Raw genomic sequence first — 21,156 nt, 5'->3', positions numbered from 1 at the left:
TGTTAGTTCATTTCTATACTTATGTATTTTTCATCGCAACACTTCCTACGATATCCGCCACATGTTCACAGGCATCCGCACATTTTTCAAGATATGTGTAAATCTCTCTCCAGGCAATCACATTTCTGACATCCTTCTCTTCCACATGCAATTTTCTCATGCTGGAAATAAACAGATCATCTTCTTTTTCTTCCAATGTATTCAATCGGATAATACTCTGTTTGAGTTCTTTAGAATGTTTGAAATTCTTAAATTCTTTCAACAGATTCCGAAGTTCTTCACAGCATTCAATGACCACATTCAGCATGCTGAAGACTTCCTCGCGCATCTCCTGTACATTGTTGATATAAACACGGATCAACACTTCCTCAATCTTATCTGTCACATCATCAATGTGATGGCTGAGCGCGATGATATCTTCCCTTTCAATCGGAGTAATAAATGCCTTCGCAAGTTTGTCTGTGATCTCGTGTCTGTGCGTATCTGCCTCACGCTCAATTTCATGAACTTCCTCCATACGCTTTGAGATTTCTGCTGGTTGAAAATCCGTCAGTATCTCTTTCAATAAATACGCTTCTTTGCATGCGTATTCCGCACATTTAATAAAATTGTCAAAGTAATAATCATCCTGTTTTTTTGACATTGCCATCTTCCTCCTTTTATCCAAACATGTACATAAATATTTTTGCCATACAAAAACTGATCAATCCACAGCCTGGAAATGTAAAGATCCAGGTTAGCATCATATCCTTTACAACCGAAAAATTAATAGCCGAAAGTCTTTTTACTGCCCCTACTCCCATAATCGCACTTGTCTTTGTGTGCGTTGTCGAAACCGGAACTCCCATCAGGCTCGAATACAGCAGACAGATTGCTCCCGCAAGGTCAGCAGAAAATCCCTGATAACGTTCCAGTTTTACCATATTCATTCCTACGGATTTGATAATCTTCTCTCCTCCTACGCTGGTTCCCACACCCATAACAATACTGCACAAAAGCATCAGCCACACCGGAATTTCCATACCATTTACAGAATTATGTCCTCCCGCAAATGCAATCCCTAAAAACAAAACACCTATGAACTTCTGTCCATCCTGTGCACCATGCATAAAACTCATAGCTGCGGCACCTGCAATCTGTGCCCCGCCAAAAAAGCGATTTGTCTTTCGGCGATCCATCGCCCTGCACAAAACAGTAAGCAATTTGCACACTGCCCATCCTGTTGCAAATCCCAAAACCAAACTCAGCACAAGTCCGTACAGCACTTTTATCCACTCATCAAAATTAATTCCGCTCACTCCATGCTGAATGGCGATTGCCGCTCCTGATAAGCCTGCAATCAGACTGTGGCTCTCACTTGTCGGTATCCCGAAAAACGAGGCGGCTGTGCTGTAAACCACAATAGACAGCAACGCCGCACACAGTGCAATCAAAGCTTCGTTTGTGTGCTCTCCAAAATCCACCATATTACTGATCGTAGATGCAACAGAACTGTTGATCTGTGTCATCACAAAAACACCGAGAAAGTTAAACACCGCACTCATCATGATTGCAGCACGCACAGGCATACATCTGGTAGCCACACAGGTGGCGATCGCATTCGGTGCATCTGTCCAGCCATTTACAAAAATAACTCCCAATGTAAGTAAAACTGTGATAAACAGCATCGGATTTCTCACGATCTCCTGCCAGAAATTTATAAATGTCATTTCCATAATCTTTCCCTCCGGCACTTAAATCTCATTTACAAAAACATCAATGTTATCGACTTTTCCGATGACCACAATGATATCCCCATGACGCAGACGGTAGTCCGGCATCACTTCGATATCTGTCTCATCACCATTTTCAATAGCAATAATATTCAGTCGGTATTTGTGGCGAATCTCTGTCTCTTCTATGCTCTTTCCAATCAAATGATTCGGAACCCGTATCTGACGGATTTCGACCTGATTGCACAGAGAAACATACTCCAAAAAATTGTTAGACAATAGCTTTTTCCCAAGTCTGAGCGCCATATCCCTCTCCGGATATACTACTTCAGCGCCAAGCTTGCCAAGCACTGCACCCTGCTCGGGGCTCAGCGCTTTTGCAATAACACGAGGCACGCCCAACTCTATCACACTCATCGTTGTCAATACGCTGACGTCGACTTTCTCTCCAATACAAATAATGACCACATCACAATTTTGAATTCCGATCTCCTTCAGAGTGTCCGAACTGAGATCATCTGTCACAAAAGCACAATCGGTATACTGACGCATCTCTTTTACTTTCTTTTCATCTCTGTCTACTGCAATCACTTCATTGCCGGATTGTGCCAGCATCATTGCCAGGGCTGCTCCAAAACGCCCCAGACCAATCACTCCATACGCTGTCTCTAATTTCTTTTTCATTTTCTAATTTCTCCCTTTTTAGCCTATTGAAACTTCCTCTTCTGAGTATCTCGCTCTTGGTTCTACACGATTCACCCACATAGAAAGTAACGTAATAATTCCAACTCTTCCTATAAACATAACAATAATAATAACAGCCTTTCCAGCTACACTGAGTTCAGGGGTAATTCCAGTGGAAAGACCTACCGTTCCAAATGCGGAAACCACTTCAAACAGAAGCTGCATAAAACTATATTCCGGTTCCAGTACACACATGAAAAATGTTGCGATACATACAACCGTTCCGGAAAGAATCGTAATCATAAACGCCTTTGTAATATTCTGCTCTGATATGTTTCGGTGAAACGCATGCACCGTTCCCTTTGTGCATGTTCCTCTTATCTTCTGGAACATAATGAAAAATGTACTCGTCTTGATACCTCCACCTGTAGATCCTGGAGAAGCACCTATAAACATCAAAATACACAATACAAACAAACCGGCGTTTGTAAACTCTCCAATCGGGTATGTGGAAAATCCGGCTGTTCTTGCTGAAACACTTTGAAAGAACGCCCCAAGCCATGTCACATTTTCTGTCAACTTCAATATAACCGTTCCCGCAACCAGCAAAACTAAACTCGTGACAATAACCACCTTAGAATGCAAGGTCAGTTTGCGAAAACGCTTTTGTTTTAGTATATCCAAAATCACAAGGAATCCCAGTCCTCCAAAAATAATCAGGATACAGGTTGTCAGATTCAAAAGAACATTGTCCTGATAAATCGTAAGGTTCCTAAGCCCTCCCAAAATATCAAACCCTGAGTTGTTAAATGCCGCAATTGAATGGAATATACTGATTCCCACTGCATGAACCGTATCGTAATCCTGGCTGAAAACAAAAAAACTTAAGATAGCGCCTCCGGCTTCAAAGCACAGCGTCATTAGCAATACCGCTTTCACCAGCTTAACAATACCCTTATAACTGTCGATATTCAATGCTTCTTTTACCAACATTCGGCTCTTGATTCCGACTCTTTTTCTTGCCACAAGCATAAGCCCCACACCAAGCGAGGTCACTCCAAGCCCGCCAATCTGTATTAATGCTGCCACAATCCCCTGACCAAAGGCAGTGAAATGATCTGCTGTATCAATCGCGATCAAACCTGTTACGCACACTGCGCTGGTAGAGGTGAATAACGCGTCGATGGCAGATACTTCTGCTCCATCTTTTACAGATATCGGAAGGAGCAGCAGAATCATACCAAACAGTATGACACCTGCAAATCCTCCCACAATCATTCTGCCTGGAGGCTGATTTCTTAAAAACATACTTATCTTTTTCATTTTCCTTTTCGTCCTGTCTTTCTTTTCTGAATCCTTTCTTTATGTTCTTCCCACCATACCCATAGTGGTCCGGCTATACAAATGGAAGAATAACATCCCGAAATGAGTCCTGCTAAAAGTGGAAGTGAAAAATTCGTGATGGATTCCATTCCATACACTACGGAAACTACAAAAATAACAAATGCGCACAGAACCACAGTAAATGCTGTGTTTATAGAGCGTTGCAAGGTCTCTGTCGTACTGATATCCACCAGCTCTGCCAGTGTGCTTTTATTTTTTGCACCATTTCTGTGTTCCCTAATTCTATCATATAACACGATTGTATCGTTGATCGAATATCCGATAATCGTCAAAGTAACAGCCACAAATGCATCGTTCACAGGAATCTTGAAAATTCCAAAGATAAACAACACAATAAGTATATCGTGAAGCAGCGCAATCACCGCCGTAACTCCTGACGCCAGTCCTCCTAATGCTGAAAACCGCACTCGGATATACACTACAATAAACAGGAATGACAAAACAATCGCAATCGCTGAGTTTTTCAATGCCTTCGCACCAATATATGGTTCTATCGCCGATGTCTCCGCCGTCTCAAACTGATTTGTATTTCCCTCATTGATCGTATTCAGGATCTCTTTTTGTTGTTCCGGTGTCAGTCCTTTCTTCCCTGATAATGTAATTACCAGATTCTTTTCCCCTGTAGCCGAATTTTTTGCAGTCTGCACATTGACATTTCTGTCTACAACATCCTGAACCTCTTTTTGGATTTTTCCGGTATCAGCCTCTCCGCTATATGTATATCTTAAGATGACTCCGCCGGTGAACTGGGTATCTAATTTCATTCCATTTACCGAACTCCAAATCAATCCAGCCATAAGCAGCACAACACTTGTCAGGAAGAAATATTTTTTTGTTTCTGCAAATTTCAGAATCTTTTTTTCTTTCTTTTTGCGGAACCATTTTTCCTGATTGAAGAGCTTATATCTTATAACCGAATTCAACATATATCTGGACATCCATACACCTGCAAGCAGGTTGATGATAACTCCTGTGAGCAGTGTATATCCAAAGCTCAGCATCGTGCCGGAGCCTAGCACCATCAAAATTCCAGCTACTACAGCCGTCGTAACATTTCCATCCAAAACAGACGAAAAGGCACGCTTATATCCATTCTTCACCGCAGTTCTGACCGAATTTCCCTTTTTCAGTTCCTCACTGATTCGCTCACTGATAATAATATTGGCATCCACCGCCATGCCGGCTGATAAAATTAACCCTGCAATTCCGGGCAGTGTGATTGTATACTGCGGAACCGAAATAACTAAAACCTGTAGCGCGACCTGAAATGCCAGTGTCAGACAACTGATCACTCCCGGAAGGCGATACCACGCAATCATAAACAGGCAAGTCAATACCAATGCAATCTCAGCAGCCAGTGCCATCGCATTTAACGCCTTATTTCCAAGTGTCGGGCTGATTGTATTGTAATTAGTCGTCTCCATTGAAAACGGAAGCGCTCCTGAATTAATCTTGTCGGAAAGATTCTGCGCTTCTTCCTGTGAAGCCATCCCTGTAATTTCAGCTTTCCCGCCTGTTATTTTTGCATTGACAGTCGGATTTGAAATCAACTCTTCATCCATGTAAATCCTCATAGTCTGTCCGACAAGCTTCTCTGTCGCATCTGCAAATTTCTTTGCACCCCTTACTCGTAAATTCCAGCTCTACGACATACCGATTCTGTTGATCCACCGCCACCTGACTTTTGGAAACATCCGACCCTTTCACATACACTGTGTTATCTTCTCCTCGAAATGTCAACTCTGCCATCTCTCCAAGTTCCTGAATGGCGGTTTCCGGATCAAAATCTTTTTCATCTGATTTCCACGGAAATCTCACAATAATATCTCCCGCCTTTTCGTCCACCGTTACTTCTCTGTCTAAAATATTCTGTGCATCCAATCGGGTCTCTATTACATCTCTTGCCATTTCCAACTGTTCCTTAGTCGGCTTTGTTTTTAACCCCGCCGGTTCAAAGACCGCCTCTACACCTCCGCGAATATCGATTCCAAAACGCATATCGCGAATTCCTTTGATACTGTCTCCGCATCCAAAGATTGCCAGGCACACAAAAAAAGCGATTACTACAAGAGCAATCCAAATATGTAATTTTTTATTTTTCATTTTCTCGCTTTCCTTCTTTACTTCTCTCTAATCTTTAAAGGCAAAAGCAAATCCTCTCTTTTTTCCCATCCTTTTTGAGCAAAACACTTTGCTCCCATAGGAACCTCTCAAAGGGGAATGAATAGAATTGAATATACGACAAATAGACTCTCTTCAGACATATGCCCAAAGAGAATATAAGAATCACAAAGAATTCAATTGATAATCGCTGAACACTCTTACGCTGTTCAAACTTTTGAGCAGAAAACGCTTCTTTCCGATTTTCCGAACGCAAATAACTATCATGAAGAATTTTCGCGCCCATGTCATCTGTGTACTTTGTTTCTGTTCGTATGCTTGAAGTTGTTCTCCCCGCATACGAATCCATATCTCGAAACTGTAAAAAAGAATGGAGAAAAAGACCGAATATTAAAATCAAAACGGTTACACCAAAAACTTTTAATTTATTTTCCATTGTCTTCTCCTTTCCTATCTTCTCAAAGTATATTGAGATTAACACTAAACCAACTATATGTCAATATAAAAATTTTTCTTAGATGCAACAACTACCTAAAAAACCCCTTACGCAATGAAAGCGTAAGGGGTTCTGTTATTGAAACTAATGAAGTTTCTACACCTGTTATCTACGGTGTATTACTTGTTATTGATAGCAGCCTGTGCAGCAGCTAATCTTGCGATTGGCACACGGAATGGTGAGCAAGAAACGTAGTCTAAGCCAATCTTGTGGCAGAATTCTACAGAACTTGGATCTCCACCGTGTTCTCCACAGATACCTACGTGAAGGTTTGGATTAACTGGTTTTCCTAATTTAATAGCTGTTTCCATTAATTTACCTACACCGATCTGGTCTAATTTAGCAAATGGATCATTTTCAAAGATTTTTGCATCATAGTAAGCATCTAAGAACTTACCAGCATCATCACGAGAGAATCCATATGTCATCTGTGTTAAATCGTTTGTACCGAAGCAGAAGAAGTCTGCCTGTTTTGCGATCTCATCAGCTGTAAGGGCAGCTCTTGGGATCTCGATCATAGTACCAACTTCGTATGCAAGCTCAACACCTGCTGCAGCGATTTCAGCATCTGCAGTCTCTACTACCATATCTTTTACATATTTTAATTCTTTTGCGTCACATGACAATGGGATCATGATCTCTGGTTTTACTGTCCAGTCGCTGTGTGCTTTCTGTACATTGATAGCAGCACGGATAACAGCTTTTGTCTGCATCTTAGCAATCTCTGGATATGTTACAGCAAGACGAAGTCCTCTGTGTCCCATCATTGGGTTGAACTCATGTAAAGAATCAATGATTGCTTTAATCTGTTCAACTGTTTTTCCTTGAGTATCTGCAAGTTTCTTAATGTCTTCCTCTGTTGTAGGAACGAACTCATGAAGCGGTGGATCTAAGAAACGGATTGTAACCGGATTTCCTTCTAATGCTTCATATAATGCTTCGAAATCTCCCTGTTGTTCTGGAAGGATTTTTTCAAGAGCAGCTTCTCTTTCTTCTAATGTCTCAGAACAGATCATTTCACGGAATGCATCGATTCTGTTTCCTTCGAAGAACATGTGCTCTGTACGGCAAAGACCGATACCTTCTGCACCAAGCTCACGAGCTTTTCTTGCATCTGCAGGAGTATCTGCATTTGTTCTAACTTTTAATGTTCTGTATTTGTCAGCCCATCCCATAATTCTTCCGAATTCTCCAGCGATTGTAGCATCTACTGTTGGGATTACTCCGTCGTAAATATTACCTGTAGATCCGTCAAGAGAAATGAAATCTCCTTCATGGTATTCTTTTCCAGCTAATTTGAATTTCTTGTTAGCTTCGTCCATTGTGATGTCACCGCAACCAGATACACAGCATGTACCCATACCACGTGCTACAACGGCAGCGTGAGATGTCATACCACCACGTACTGTCAAGATACCCTGAGCAGCTTTCATACCTTCGATATCTTCTGGAGATGTTTCAAGACGAACAAGAACAACTTTTTCTCCTCTTGCAGCCCATTCTTTTGCATCGTCAGCTGTGAATACGATTTTACCGCATGCAGCTCCTGGTGATGCTCCAAGTGCTTTTGCAACTGGTGCAGTAGCTTTTAATGCAGCAGCATCAAATTGTGGGTGAAGTAATGTATCTAAGTTACGAGGATCGATCATAGCAACTGCTTCTTCCTCTGTTCTCATACCTTCATCTACTAAATCACAAGCGATTTTCAAAGCAGCCTGAGCTGTTCTCTTACCGTTACGTGTCTGTAACATGTATAATTTACCGTGTTCTACTGTAAATTCCATATCCTGCATATCTCTGTAGTGTTTTTCCAAAGTCTGGCAAACTTCTTTGAACTGTACGAATGCTTCTGGGAATTTTTGTTCCATTTCTGAAATATGCATTGGTGTACGAACACCAGCAACAACGTCTTCACCTTGTGCATTTGTAAGGAATTCTCCAAATAAACCATTATTTCCTGTAGCTGGGTCACGAGTAAATGCAACACCTGTACCACAATCATCTCCCATGTTACCAAATGCCATCATCTGTACGTTAACAGCTGTTCCCCAAGAATATGGGATATCGTTGTCACGACGGTATACGTTAGCACGTGGGTTATCCCAAGAACGGAATACAGCTTTTACTGCTCCCATTAACTGTTCTTTTGGATCTGATGGGAAATCTTCACCGATTTTTTCTTTATATTCAGCTTTGAACTGCTCTGCAAGCTCATGAAGATCTTCTGCTGTAAGCTCAACGTCTTGAGTTACTCCTCTGTCTTCTTTCATCTTGTCGATTAATTCTTCGAAGTATTTTTTACCTACTTCCATAACTACGTCAGAGTACATCTGGATAAATCTTCTGTAGCAGTCCCAAGCCCAACGAGCATTTCCTGATGCAGAAGCTAAAGTTTCTACAACTTCTTCATTTAAACCAAGGTTCAAGATTGTATCCATCATACCTGGCATAGAAGCTCTTGCTCCTGAACGAACAGATACAAGAAGTGGATTCTCTTTATCACCGAATTTCTTTCCTGTGATCTCTTCCATTTTAACGATTGCTTCCATGATCTGTTCCATGATCTCATCGTTAATCTTTCTTCCATCTTCATAGTACTGAGTACAAGCATCTGTAGTGATTGTGAAACCTTGTGGTACTGGAAGACCTAATTTTGTCATCTCAGCAAGGTTAGCACCTTTACCACCAAGAGTGTTTCTCATGGTTGCGTCACCTTCTGTGAACATATAAACCCATTTTGTCATGTCTTTGTGACCTCCTAAATAATATTTTTATTAATACACCGCACGAAAAAGACGACTTTCTACCCAAAGTCGATTTTCTATGCTTTATATTATTAACGGGTATAATACGACATTTTTCGTCGTATCTTCATTCTATACGGTTTTTCAGGGTTCGTCAAGGCTTTTTGTTCAATTGGGGACGTAGTAAAATTGAATTTTACTACGTCCCCAATTGAAAATACCCCTGTCCCTTTTTGAACAGTTTTTCTATCCTTCTTTCAGGAAAACTTTATATCCTTTGTAGGCTTCATAAATATCTGCTTTACTTACAATTTCCCATGGAGCATGCATATTCAACACTGCCACTCCACAGTCTATCACTTCCATTCCATACGCAGCCAGAATATACGCAATAGTACCTCCTCCCCCCGCATCTACCTTCCCTAATTCTGCAGTCTGAAAAACTATCTGATTCTTTTCTAATATATTTCTCAAATGTGCAATATACTCTGCATTTGCATCATTAGAACCACTTTTCCCTCTGCTCCCCGTATATTTATTAAATATGATCCCTCTTCCAAAATAAGCAGTATTTTCCTTTTCGTATACACTCTCATACATCGGATCAAATGCCGCACTCACATCACAAGATAGCATTTTTGAATTTGCCAATACTCTTCTTAATTTTAGCTCAGAATATTCTCCCATTCTATCAATAATTTCAGCAACTGTGTTTTCAAAAAATTTCGAATGCATTCCTGTAGCACCGACACTCCCTATTTCTTCTTTATCCACCAACAAGCAACAGGTTGTTCGTTTGACTCCTTCAGTATCAAGTATTGCTAGAAGCGATGTAAAGGCACATGCTCTATCATCCTGTCCGTATCCTATAATCATACTTCTATCTATTCCACAGTCTTTTGCTTTTCCAACCGGAACGATTTCTAATTCTGCAGAAATAAAGTCATCTTCCTCAATATCATACATTTTTTTCAAGAGCTCAAGTATATTTTCCTTCACTGCTTCTTTTTCAATACCTTTCATTGGTTTATTTCCGACAATTAAATCCAATTTTTCACCTTCGATTACTTTGTCGGCTTTATTTTCCATCTGTTCTGCTGATAAATGCACCAATAAATCTGTAATCACAAAAATTGGTTCTTCGTCTTTTTCACCGATTACAATTTCCTGTTTTGTACCATCTTTGCGTACCACAACACCATGTATCGCCAGCGGCAATGCCACCCACTGGTATTTTTTTATTCCTCCATAATAATGGGTATCTAAATAGGCAAATTCTCCAGCTTCATACAACGGATTTTGCTTCACATCAATACGAGGTGAATCTATATGCGCACCTAAAATATTGAGACCAGTTTCAATATTTTCTTTTCCAATCTGAAATAACACAATTGTTTTCTCCATACATACAGAATACACTTTATCTCCTACTTTCAACGGCTCTTTCCCTTTTATGATTTCCTGCAAATCTCTGTACCCTGCCTTTTGCGCTAATTGAATAGTAGCCTTTATGCATTCCCTTTCCGTTTTTCCAAAATTCAGATACTGTTTGTATGCATTGTTTACTTGTTCCAATTTCACATATTCATCTTGACTATATGATTTCCATAAATTTTTCTTAGTCATACTATCCTCCCTTTCAATTGGGGACGTAGTAAAATTCAATTTTATTACGTCCCCAATTGAATACTCTGTCTCTAAATTGCATCTATCCCTGTCTTTTTATCCTATCCAATAATTTTCAATTTCAATTCATCGTAAATCTTATTCAACATTTTATTCGATATTTTCAGCTCTTCTTTTAATCTCTTTTTATATACTTTCCTTAATTCACCCTCTTCCAAAATTTCCATAGCATTTTCCACCCCTTTTTCTTTTTGAAGCTCCCACAAGAGCAACAAAGCTTTTTCTTTTCTCTGAATATAAACTTCTTCTTTGCTATCCATAAATATATCTGGATTTTGGGGTTGATGATATTGCTGGAATTCTTTCCAATCATGAAATTTCATTTTGTAATGTTTGATTGCATTTTCATGTAGTATATCCACAATTTCATTCATATAATCTTTAATACTGCTATACTTATAATCCATTAAGCCTGACACCATACAGGCTTTCACAGGATTCATATGTATATATTTTAAACAATTCCAAAAATACCGTTCACTTTCAATACATTCACTTCCAAAGCGGTTTTGAAATACATGACCATTTCTATTATTTTTATAATTATAATATTGCGCGTATTTTGCCAAGACTTTTGACATAAACATAGATAATTCTTTTAAGTCCGATTTAATTAGCAGATGTGCATGATTTGACATGATACAGTAAGAATATATTTCAACATCATATTCTTTTAAATATTTTCTGATAATTCTTTTAAAATAATTTTTTTCTCTTGGTTGACCAAATATCTTTTCTTTATTTATTCCTCTGACATAAATATGATAAAATCTTGTGCTGCTTTCTCTTCTTGGTTTGTGCGGCACTCTTCTTCCCTCCTTACATTTAGGGACAGGGATAGATGCAATTTAGGGACACCACTTTTTTCAATTGGGGACGTAGTTAAATTCAATTTTACTACGTCCCCAATTGATTAAAATTCAAATTTTTTCTCAAAATATGTTTTCAAATCTTCAATCTTAACTCGTTCCTGTTCCATAGTATCTCTATCACGAACAGTAACCGCTCCGTCTTCTTCTGATTCAAAATCATATGTAATACAGAACGGTGTTCCGATTTCATCCTGACGACGGTAACGTTTTCCGATATTTCCACGATCATCAAATTCACAGTTATAATATTTTGACAACTGTGCAAATACTTTCTCCGCACCTTCGTTTAATTTCTTAGACAACGGAAGCACACCAATCTTGATTGGAGCAAGCGCCGGATGGAAGTGAAGTACTGTACGAACATCTCCACCTTCTAACTCTTCTTCATCATAAGCACTGCAAAGGAATGCAAGTACCATACGGTCTGCACCAAGTGACGGCTCAATAACGTATGGAATATATTTTTCTTTCTTCTCATCGTCAAAATAAGTCATATCCTGTTTTGATACTTCCTGATGCTGTGTTAAGTCGTAATCTGTTCTGTCTGCGATTCCCCACAGTTCTCCCCAGCCAAATGGGAATAAAAATTCTACGTCAGTCGTAGCCTTGCTGTAGAAGCAAAGTTCTTCTGCTGAATGGTCTCTTGCTTTGATTTCTTCTTCTTTAATTCCAAGTGACTTCAACCAGTCAAGGCAGAATTGTTTCCAGTATGCAAACCATTCCAAATCCGTTCCAGGTTCACAGAAAAATTCTAATTCCATCTGCTCAAATTCTCTTGTTCGGAATGTAAAGTTGCCCGGTGTGATCTCGTTACGGAATGATTTACCGATCTGACCAATACCAAATGGAATTTTCTTTCTGGATGTACGCTGTACATTTTTAAAGTTTACAAAGATTCCCTGCGCAGTCTCCGGTCTTAAATATACTGTATTTTTTGCGTCTTCTGTTACCCCCTGGAAAGTCTTAAACATCAGGTTAAACTGACGGATCTCTGTAAAATTGTGTTTTCCACATGTCGGACATGGAACATTGTGCTCTGTAATCCAAGCTTCCATCTGCTCCTTTGACCACGAATCCACACTTTCTGTCAGTTCGATTCCATTTTCTTCTGCAAAACTTTCAATCAACTGGTCTGCACGAAATCTCTCTTTACATTCTTTACAATCCATAAGCGGATCACTGAATCCTCCCAAATGTCCGGAAGCCACCCATGTCTGTGGATTCATCAAGATTGCACAATCCACACCTACATTATATGGATTTTCCATGATAAATTTCTGCCACCATGCTCTTTTCACATTGTTTTTCAATTCCACACCAAGGTTTCCATAATCCCATGTATTTGCAAGCCCTCCGTAAATCTCAGATCCCGGATATACAAATCCTCTTGATTTCGCAAGTGCTACAATTTTTTCCATTGTTTTTTCCATCTTATTCATTCCTCTCATTTCGAATTTCTTAATGTGTTTCATTATACCGTTAAAGTGCTGATTTTTCAACCCTCTTTCCTAAGCCCTCAGGAAAGCAGGCACATTTCCAAAATTTCCAGTGATTTAAATCGTTTATCCACATACATTCCCGTATATTGTTTCATAATCTTTCCAAGCTGTTTCAGCACCTCATCTGACACAACAAACGTATACAGTTTCTCAATCGTAGAAGTTACTACATACTGCATCGTATAAAGAGTCGAACTATTGATCTGGATTCCATCAGACACTGTACGCCTGCACTTTTCACATACAATCCCTCTGTTTCTGCAACTGAACAAAACACCTTGCTCCCGCGTACCACACCCTGTGCAGTGAAACACATCCGGATACTCTCCGTTTACAACCAGCGTCTTCAATTCAAATATGTACCTCACCAGTTCTCTCGGAATCTTATTTGAAGATAATGCCCGCAATGTCTGATACAAAAGCCTTAACATCTGCCGCTCGTCATTGTGTTCTTTCGTATAATAATCGGCAAACTCCATAAAATAAAATCCATAGTAAGCCCCCTCTAAATCCGTTGCAAGTTCCATAAAATAATTGGAAATGTTTGCCTGCAGCAGATTATAGGAACTTCTTCCCTCATACAAAACGAATTCGCCAAAAGAAAAAGGATTCGTCGCGCCAAGAAGATGGCTGTTCTGTCTTCTTGCCCCTTTTGCAAACGCTGAAATCTTTCCTTTTTCTTTTGTCAAAATCACAATTCTTTTATCATTCTCACCGATAGGTGACGCGGACAGTATCATCCCTGTCACTGTTACTGACTGACTCAAGTGTTCTCTCTCCCACGTTTCTATTTTTCGGCTGCACACAGGAATATTCCTCTTTACCAACTCCCTTGTAAGACAAATAATCTGTCACGCAGCCTGTCTTTGTAAATGTTTCCCACCAATCTGTTTTCGTCATGAAAAATCCCTCCTTTGTGCTTCTAACATTAGGATTTCCCATTCGACCGTTTCCATACTGAGACTATCTGCCAGTTCTTTTTGTGTCGCAACCCCTTGACAAGTTTATTCTTCCTCGTTTTTATATCCAAAATTCTGAATCAAGAAGTCACTGTCTCTCCAGTCTTTCTTCACCTTCACCCACAACTGTAAGTTTACCTTGCAATCTAAAAGACGCTCAATCTCAAATCTGGCGGTACTTCCTATCTTCTTTAACATGCTTCCCTGTTTTCCGATGATGATTCCTTTATGTGAATCACGCTCACAAATGATCGTTGCATCGATGTCCATCACTTTCTTTCGCGCTTTCATACGGTCAATCGACACTGCAATTCCATGCGGAATTTCCTCATTCAGACAGTGCAGCGCCTTTTCGCGAATCAATTCCGATACAATCTGGCGCTCCGGCTGATCTGTAACCGTATCCTCATCATAGAACTGTGGACCATACGGCAGATACTGCAAAATCACTTTCACAAGCTCATCTGTATTCTCCCCGCTTCTTGCCGATACCGGAACAATCTCCGCAAAATCATATATTTTACGATATGCATCTATAAACGTCAGCACTTCTTCTCTTTTTACCATATCTACTTTATTAATTACCAGCACAACCGGCGTCTTTACTTTTTTTAACTGGTCTGCGATGTGTTTCTCCCCTGCCCCGATAAAGGTAGACGGCTCCACAAGCCAAAGTACCACATCGACCTCATTCAATGTCCGCTCCGCCACATTCACCATATATTCCCCAAGCTTATTTTTCGCCTTGTGGATTCCAGGTGTATCTACAAAGACAATCTGACCTTCCTCCGTTGTCAAAACGGTCTGGATTCGATTTCTTGTTGTCTGCGGTTTGTTCGATGTAATCGCGATCTTCTGTCCGATCAGATAATTCATCAATGTAGATTTCCCTACATTCGGTCTCCCGATCAATGTTACAAAACCTGATTTATAATCTGCTCTCATAGCTTCTCCTATCTGTATATTTTCCGCTGCTTACACAGCTAAACTCCTCACTTATAACCGAACTGTTAAAATAAACTTTTTGTCTCTTTAAACAAGCTCTTCTGCTCCTCAATTTTCTCTTCGCTTCCGATTACGCAAATCTGATTGCTTCCAAGAACTGCCTCAACCACTTCCGCCAGTGCCCGGATATCCTCTTCGTTTGCATCCAAAATCTGCGCTCTCTCTTCTTCTATCATCTGTGCAGTCACATGATTCATATAAAGATTCATAGAACGCTCTCCTTTTAATGCCGGAGTCATAGGCTGATCAATATTGCTTATCGTTCCGATAATATATTTCGTCATGTCCCGTTCTCCTACTGAGAATTGTCTCAGATATTCTGCCACACCTTCGTAAATCTCATTTGTCTTTTCCAGATTTGGATCGCGATAAGACACAAAGTAACCATCTCCGATTCTTGTGAAATTACTCATGCATCCGTATGCTCCGCCTTTTACACGGACGTTCTGCCACAGATAATCATAACTTAAAATCACTTTCAAAATCTGGAGCGCTCCAGTATAAGAAGCTCCACCGTCAATAAAGTTTCCTGCGCGAGCTACATACTGTACTTTGGACGATGTCTTAAATCCTTCATTTTTCTTTTCACAGTGAATCACACAAGGCTGCCCCTGTACAGGCTCCGTAAATAATTTCGCCTTCAATTCACTCACAAGTTTTTCCAAATCTTCCATTCCTTCTCTTGCAGCCGTGTAACTTACCATCATATTTTCCGGACGGAACAGTAATTTCGTAAGTGTCTGCAGATTCTTTATCAAAACATCCTTCTCTTCCTCAAAATGCTCTTCAATCTGTTTTACAATCTCATAGTATCCGATTCCTGATGTCAGGTCTTTCAACTTTGATAACGGAGATGCATACGACATTGCTCGCAGAGCCGCTGTTGTATGTCCGGAAGACTGAAAACGCATCTGCAGTCTTGATTTTGCCATGGAAAGAATCTCTTTCAGACGTTTTTCATCTGTCAGTTGCGACTCTGTTAAAATCTCCTGCATCATACAGAATGCAACCGGAAGTTTGCCATATAAGGCTTTTGTCTTGATCTCAAACGTTGCCTTAAACTCTTTTTCCTTCACTTTTTCTACATTCGGATACAATTCAAGCGACGTCCCGATACCACCTGTGTGTACATTGATCTCATTGAACAGCTCACCATATTCATAGTTATTTGTGTCAATAATCCCGAGTACCGCCTGCAAAATTCCTGCATACGGAAGCATCTCTTCTGATACTCCTGACAGATCGAACAATAAATCCACATATCCGATTCCATTTGTCTCAATCTCGTGATAAACAACCGGCGTGCTGTCAAAATCCAGCACTTCATTATAAATCGGCGCAATCTCACGGCTGATGTCTTCTCTTCTCAGCACTGGAATCTTTTCCAAATCTTCCGCTGCCGACGGTTCTTCCTGATACTGCTGCAATTGTTTCGTATCCCGTACCAGTTTTTCAACTTCTTCGTCACTCAATCCTTCTTTATAATTCTGAAGTTTTTCTTCCAGTTCTCTGTCCATTCTTGCAGTGCGCCCTTTTTCCGGTTTCACTACAACAATCGCTCCATGTGTGTTGTCAAGCAGATATTTCTGGATTAACTTCTCAAAATATCCGTTCTCTATATTTTCCTTCAGGAATTCAAATGTCTCAATTGCCTCCACATGAATAAATGGTTTCTCATCATCATACAGCCAGCTGTCAAAAATCTGAAGTCCATACATCAGCCCTTTTGGATAATTTCCAAAATCAGCCTCACGATAACGGAATTCATGATAATTGATACCTGCTTCCAGCGCCTTCGTATCCATTCCCTTTTTCACGATCTCTGACAATGTTCGTTCCACAATAGAAAGAAACTCTTCTTTTTGCTCCAAATTTGCATTTTTCGCAATAATCGAGAAAATTGGCTGATAAATTCCATTGTCATACGATCCCATAATATCTTTTCCGATACCGGCATCCACAAGCGCCTTCTTAAGCGGTGCGCCCGGTGCAGATAAAAGTGCATAGTCCAAAACCTGAAATGCCAGATACAATTCGCGGTCAAGACTTGTTCCGATTACTTTATTGTATGATAAATAAGTATTATCCTCCTCCGACTCGTCACTTGCAATTGAATATTCCATCTCAATCTCTTTTACAGCATCAAATGGAGCCTGCTCTCTGATTGCAGAATCAATCTGCAGTGTATCAAACTTCGACAGATACTCTCGATCCAGCCATTCCAGCTTTTCTTCCATATCCATGTCGCCATACAGATAAATATAGCTATTGGACGGATGATAATATCTGCTGTGAAATTCTAAGAACTGCTCATACGTAAGCTCCGGAATCACTTCCGGGTCTCCGCCCGACTCATTCGCGTAAGAGGTATCTGGAAAAAGTGAATTCAGGATCACACGGTCAAGTACTCCCTCCGGTGAGGAAAATGCTCCTTTCATCTCATTGTACACCACCCCATTATAAGTCAGCGCATCCTCTTTTGATTCCAGATTATAGCTCCATCCCTCCTGACGGAATATCTCATCATGCTCATAAATATTCGGATAAAACACCGCATCCATATAAACATGCATCAGATTCTGAAAGTCCTTTTCATTGCAGCTTGCCACCGGATAGACCGTTTTGTCCGGGTAAGTCATCGCATTCAAAAATGTGTTCAATGATCCTCTCACAAGCTCTACAAACGGATCTTTTACCGGAAAATTTTTCGATCCGCACAGCACCGAATGCTCCAAAATATGCGGAAGTCCTGTACTGTCCTCCGGAGGAGTGCGAAATCCAATCGTAAACACCTTATTTTCATCATCATTTTCCATCAAAAGCACTCTCGCCCCGCTTTTTTTATGGCGCAGCAGATATCCTTCCGACTTCAAATCCTTCAATTCTTTTTGCTGTATCAGCTCATAGTTTGTCATTGCATTTATGTTCATATATTTCCTCTTTTCTACTGTCATAAGCTTTTATTTTTAGTCTTCCCATATATTTCTATTGTATCACAAAAATAAGAGCATCGTAAACTTAAAGTTTACGATGCTCTTTCCCCTTATTTTTTCATACTCAACACCAGCAGTGTCCCTACCATCAACACTATACCAATCGGCAGCGCAATCCATGCGCTCTGCACAAATCCGGCGATAATATAAGTCACAAACGATACCGCTGCAGCTGTTATCGCATACGGAAGTTGAGTGGACACATGACTTACATGGTCACACTGTGCACCTGCCGACGCCATGATCGTCGTGTCAGAAATCGGCGAACAATGATCTCCACAAACCGCACCGGCCATACATGCTGAAATAGAAATAATCATCAGTTCGTGGTTCGTGTTTGCAAAAATCGCAACTACGATTGGGATTAAAATACCAAAAGTTCCCCATGATGTCCCTGTCGCGAATGCAAGAAAGCATCCAATCAGGAAAATGATCGCCGGCAGGAAGTTCATCAGTCCACCCGCAAATTGCTCAACTGTCGTTGCAACAAATTCTGCTGCTCCAAGACTGTCTGTCATCGCTTTTAATGTCCACGCAAATGTCAGGATCATGATTGCCGGCACCATCGCCTTGAATCCTTCCGGAATACATGACATACAATCCGAGAAATTCAATACTTTGCGTACCACATACAATGCAATCGTTATGATCAGTCCGAAAAAGCTTCCAAGCACAAGACCTACAGATGCATCACTGTTTGAAAATGCCTCCACAAATCCTACTCCATCAAAAAATCTGCCTGTATAGATCATTCCGATAACACAGCACACAATCAGTGAAAGAATCGGAATCACCAGATCAATTACCTTTCCATTATGATTCACAACACCTTCAGATACATTTTCATACGGTCTGTTCTCTGTTGTATAGAGATCACCTTTCAAAGCATTCATCTCATGTGTTCTCATTGGACCGTAATCTGCTTTGAGCAATACGATTCCAATCATCATCACAATTGTAAGAAGTGCATAAAAATTATATGGTATCGCCTGCATAAAGATTGAAAATCCATCTTCCCCTTCTACAAACCCGGTCACCGCTGCCGCCCACGAAGAAATCGGTGCAATGATGCAGACCGGAGCCGCTGTTGCGTCGATCAAGTAAGACAACTTTGCCCGAGACACATTATGTTTGTCTGTCACCGGACGCATCACGCTTCCCACAGTCAGACAGTTAAAATAGTCATCAATAAAAATCAACACACCAAGTGCAATTGTCGCAAGCTGTGCGCCCACACGTAATTTGATATGTTGTCCTGCCCATTCTCCGAATGCTGCGGAACCTCCTGCTCTGTTCATCAAGGAGACCATTGCTCCCAATATCACAAGGAATACCAAAATTCCAACATTATACTTGTCAGAAAGCACGCTGATAATTCCGCCTTCAAAAATATGTACTACCGTTTTTTCAAATGAAAATCCCGAGTAGAGTAATGCTCCTACCAAAATACCAACAAACAGTGAACTATATACTTCTTTTGTGATCAACGCGAGAGCAATCGCCACAACGGGAGGGATCAATGCCCAAAAAGTAGCATACAGTTGCGGTTTCGGTGCTTTCTCAGCCGCAAACACCGTCATAGACAGTATCAGCGTCAACACAAAAACACTCGAACACACTGACAATACTTTCTTTTTTGAAATATGCATAAATAAGTTCCTCTCTTTCCTTCAAAGGGTATCTCCCCTGATAATAAAAACCATGAATGACCTTTGTGTAAAAGCACATTCATGGTTCCCGCATACTTATCCTGCATCTTTTCTTTCGTATTCCTAACAAACCAACGATAGCTCTCCACATAAGTGACAGTATATTGCATATTCTGCAATATCCCAGAGATATCTTTCTGGACAAAAAAACATCTCTTCGGCGACTTTCCCTTTCGTATGTGGCGGCTGTCCAACTTTGCCACACAATACTGATGAAATCCGCACCTCTATCCTTTTAGTCATTCAATTATTAATAGTATATCATAACTTTCCTCGATTGTTAATACTCAATTTAAAATTCTGTTGCCCGGTGGCATGCTGCTTTGTGTCCTTCTCCAAACTTTTGGAGAACAGGCGTCTCTTTTTTACACTGTTCTGCTGCATATGGACATCGACTGTAAAATGCACAGCCCACAAAATTTTCCGTTCGAATCGGCTGTTCTCCTTTTAATGCCACAAACGTTTTTCTGCTGACATATGGATCCAAAGCCGCTGCGAGCAACGCTTTTGTATAAGGATGCAGCGGATTTGAAAACAATTCTTCTGTCTCTGCCTCCTCTACCAATGTACCAAGATACATTACTCCCACACGATCCGATATAAACCGCACAACACCAATATCATGCGATATAAAAAGCAGACTAAGTTTTAGTTCTTTTTGCAGCTTTTTGAGCATGTTTAAAATCTGTGCCTGAATTGATACATCCAAAGCCGATACCGGTTCATCACACACGATCAGTTTGGGCTGTACAACCAGTGCACTTGCAATCCCAAGACGCTGAACCTGTCCTCCGGAAAGTTCATGCGGAAATCGAAAATAATACTCTTTTTCAAGTCCCACACGTCTCAGCACCTCGACTGCCTGATTTCTCCTTTCCTCACGGTCTTTCACACCGTGAATAAAAAGAATATCCTCCAATATACTTCCAATCCTTTGACGCGGATTCAATGCAGACAGTGTATTTTGAAACACCATCTGTATCTCCTTTCGAAACGGACGAAATTCTTTTTCACTCAGACTGCACAAATCTGTCCCTTCATAAAAAATCGAACCGCTGTCTGTTTTAGACAATCCTACAATTGCCCGTCCGCTTGTCGACTTTCCGCACCCAGACTCTCCTACCAGCCCATAGGTCTCTCCCTTTTTGATATAAAATGACATCCCGTCCACCGCATTCATACGCTCTTTTGAACCAAAAAGTTTTCCTGTATTTCTATATATCGGATATGTTTTTTTCAGATTTTTTACTTCAAGCAAATATTCGCCCATAA

The 21,156-nt window shown here is 40.4% G+C and carries 15 protein-coding genes, 1 pseudogene and 1 riboswitch; all 16 genes and pseudogenes read right to left on the bottom strand.

Going from position 1 to position 21,156, the window contains the following annotated elements; all coding sequences use genetic code 11:
- Window positions 1–19 precede the first annotated feature (19 nt).
- Window positions 20–643, bottom strand: a complete 624-nt coding sequence (locus BQ5364_RS05385) for a DUF47 domain-containing protein (protein ID WP_071143808.1) — start codon at window positions 641–643, stop codon at window positions 20–22.
- Window positions 644–659: 16 nt separating this feature from the next.
- Entirely contained in the window at window positions 660–1,715 is a 1,056-nt protein-coding gene (locus BQ5364_RS05380) for an inorganic phosphate transporter (RefSeq protein WP_044987877.1), read from the bottom strand.
- A gap of 18 nt (window positions 1,716–1,733) precedes the next feature.
- Window positions 1,734–2,396: a potassium channel family protein gene (locus BQ5364_RS05375; protein WP_004614137.1), complete on the bottom strand. Its 663-nt coding sequence runs from the start codon at window positions 2,394–2,396 to the stop codon at window positions 1,734–1,736.
- 18 nt (window positions 2,397–2,414) lie between these two features.
- Window positions 2,415–3,719 carry a TrkH family potassium uptake protein gene (locus BQ5364_RS05370; RefSeq protein ID WP_004614138.1) on the bottom strand — a complete coding sequence of 435 codons (1,305 nt, stop codon included), beginning with the start codon at window positions 3,717–3,719 and terminating at the stop codon, window positions 2,415–2,417.
- Window positions 3,716–5,903, bottom strand: a pseudogene (gene secD / locus BQ5364_RS18830) (protein translocase subunit SecD). Before secD ends, BQ5364_RS05370 begins: the two are co-directional and overlap by 4 nt.
- A 34-nt stretch (window positions 5,904–5,937) precedes the next feature.
- Window positions 5,938–6,357: a hypothetical protein gene (locus BQ5364_RS05360; RefSeq protein WP_071143807.1), complete on the bottom strand. Its 420-nt coding sequence runs from the start codon at window positions 6,355–6,357 to the stop codon at window positions 5,938–5,940.
- A gap of 179 nt (window positions 6,358–6,536) precedes the next feature.
- Complete coding sequence (gene ppdK, locus BQ5364_RS05355; RefSeq protein WP_004614442.1) at window positions 6,537–9,161, bottom strand: pyruvate, phosphate dikinase; 2,625 nt, start codon at window positions 9,159–9,161, stop codon at window positions 6,537–6,539.
- Between the two features lie 246 nt (window positions 9,162–9,407).
- Window positions 9,408–10,787 (bottom strand): aminopeptidase, encoded by a 1,380-nt coding sequence (locus tag BQ5364_RS05350; protein ID WP_022250774.1) that lies wholly within the window; start codon window positions 10,785–10,787, stop codon window positions 9,408–9,410.
- A gap of 101 nt (window positions 10,788–10,888) precedes the next feature.
- Window positions 10,889–11,653 (bottom strand): transposase, encoded by a 765-nt coding sequence (locus tag BQ5364_RS05345; RefSeq protein WP_071143806.1) that lies wholly within the window; start codon window positions 11,651–11,653, stop codon window positions 10,889–10,891.
- 107 nt (window positions 11,654–11,760) lie between these two features.
- Complete coding sequence (locus BQ5364_RS05340) at window positions 11,761–13,149, bottom strand: glycine--tRNA ligase (RefSeq protein ID WP_022250773.1); 1,389 nt, start codon at window positions 13,147–13,149, stop codon at window positions 11,761–11,763.
- 86 nt (window positions 13,150–13,235) lie between these two features.
- The gene (recO, locus tag BQ5364_RS05335; protein WP_071144704.1) at window positions 13,236–13,985 is read right to left on the bottom strand and encodes a DNA repair protein RecO; all 750 of its coding nucleotides are present in this window, start codon (window positions 13,983–13,985) and stop codon (window positions 13,236–13,238) included.
- Entirely contained in the window at window positions 13,930–14,118 is a 189-nt protein-coding gene (locus BQ5364_RS17720; protein WP_136017795.1) for a hypothetical protein, read from the bottom strand. The genes recO and BQ5364_RS17720 overlap by 56 nt, the downstream gene beginning before the upstream one ends.
- A 104-nt stretch (window positions 14,119–14,222) precedes the next feature.
- Window positions 14,223–15,122: a GTPase Era gene (era, locus tag BQ5364_RS05330; RefSeq protein ID WP_022250770.1), complete on the bottom strand. Its 900-nt coding sequence runs from the start codon at window positions 15,120–15,122 to the stop codon at window positions 14,223–14,225.
- Between the two features lie 65 nt (window positions 15,123–15,187).
- Window positions 15,188–18,112 (bottom strand): insulinase family protein, encoded by a 2,925-nt coding sequence (locus tag BQ5364_RS05325; protein ID WP_071143805.1) that lies wholly within the window; start codon window positions 18,110–18,112, stop codon window positions 15,188–15,190.
- Window positions 18,113–18,225: 113 nt separating this feature from the next.
- Window positions 18,226–19,824, bottom strand: a complete 1,599-nt coding sequence (locus BQ5364_RS05320; protein WP_071143804.1) for a Na+/H+ antiporter NhaC family protein — start codon at window positions 19,822–19,824, stop codon at window positions 18,226–18,228.
- A 130-nt stretch (window positions 19,825–19,954) separates the two neighbouring features.
- Window positions 19,955–20,122: riboswitch (Lysine riboswitch) on the bottom strand.
- Window positions 20,123–20,176: 54 nt separating this feature from the next.
- The gene (locus BQ5364_RS05315) at window positions 20,177–21,154 is read right to left on the bottom strand and encodes an ABC transporter ATP-binding protein (RefSeq protein ID WP_004614451.1); all 978 of its coding nucleotides are present in this window, start codon (window positions 21,152–21,154) and stop codon (window positions 20,177–20,179) included.
- Between the last annotated feature and the right edge of the window lie 2 nt (window positions 21,155–21,156).

Origin of the sequence: Coprococcus phoceensis, from assembly GCF_900104635.1 — a bacterium.
Lineage (GTDB): Bacteria > Bacillota > Clostridia > Lachnospirales > Lachnospiraceae > Faecalimonas > Faecalimonas phoceensis.
Note: the sequence above shows the minus strand (reverse complement) of the source record. Positions and strands in the feature narration are given on the sequence as shown.

Coding starts and splice junctions, on each gene's coding strand:
- BQ5364_RS05385 (WP_071143808.1), bottom strand. CDS start 643: ATGTCAAAAAAACAGGATGATTATTACTTTGACAATTTTATTAAATGT.
- BQ5364_RS05380 (WP_044987877.1), bottom strand. CDS start 1,715: ATGGAAATGACATTTATAAATTTCTGGCAGGAGATCGTGAGAAATCCG.
- BQ5364_RS05375 (WP_004614137.1), bottom strand. CDS start 2,396: ATGAAAAAGAAATTAGAGACAGCGTATGGAGTGATTGGTCTGGGGCGT.
- BQ5364_RS05370 (WP_004614138.1), bottom strand. CDS start 3,719: ATGAAAAAGATAAGTATGTTTTTAAGAAATCAGCCTCCAGGCAGAATG.
- BQ5364_RS05360 (WP_071143807.1), bottom strand. CDS start 6,357: ATGGAAAATAAATTAAAAGTTTTTGGTGTAACCGTTTTGATTTTAATA.
- ppdK (WP_004614442.1), bottom strand. CDS start 9,161: ATGACAAAATGGGTTTATATGTTCACAGAAGGTGACGCAACCATGAGA.
- BQ5364_RS05350 (WP_022250774.1), bottom strand. CDS start 10,787: ATGACTAAGAAAAATTTATGGAAATCATATAGTCAAGATGAATATGTG.
- BQ5364_RS05340 (WP_022250773.1), bottom strand. CDS start 13,149: ATGGAAAAAACAATGGAAAAAATTGTAGCACTTGCGAAATCAAGAGGA.
- BQ5364_RS17720 (WP_136017795.1), bottom strand. CDS start 14,118: ATGACGAAAACAGATTGGTGGGAAACATTTACAAAGACAGGCTGCGTG.
- era (WP_022250770.1), bottom strand. CDS start 15,122: ATGAGAGCAGATTATAAATCAGGTTTTGTAACATTGATCGGGAGACCG.
- BQ5364_RS05325 (WP_071143805.1), bottom strand. CDS start 18,112: ATGAACATAAATGCAATGACAAACTATGAGCTGATACAGCAAAAAGAA.
- BQ5364_RS05320 (WP_071143804.1), bottom strand. CDS start 19,824: ATGCATATTTCAAAAAAGAAAGTATTGTCAGTGTGTTCGAGTGTTTTT.
- BQ5364_RS05315 (WP_004614451.1), bottom strand. CDS start 21,154: ATGGGCGAATATTTGCTTGAAGTAAAAAATCTGAAAAAAACATATCCG.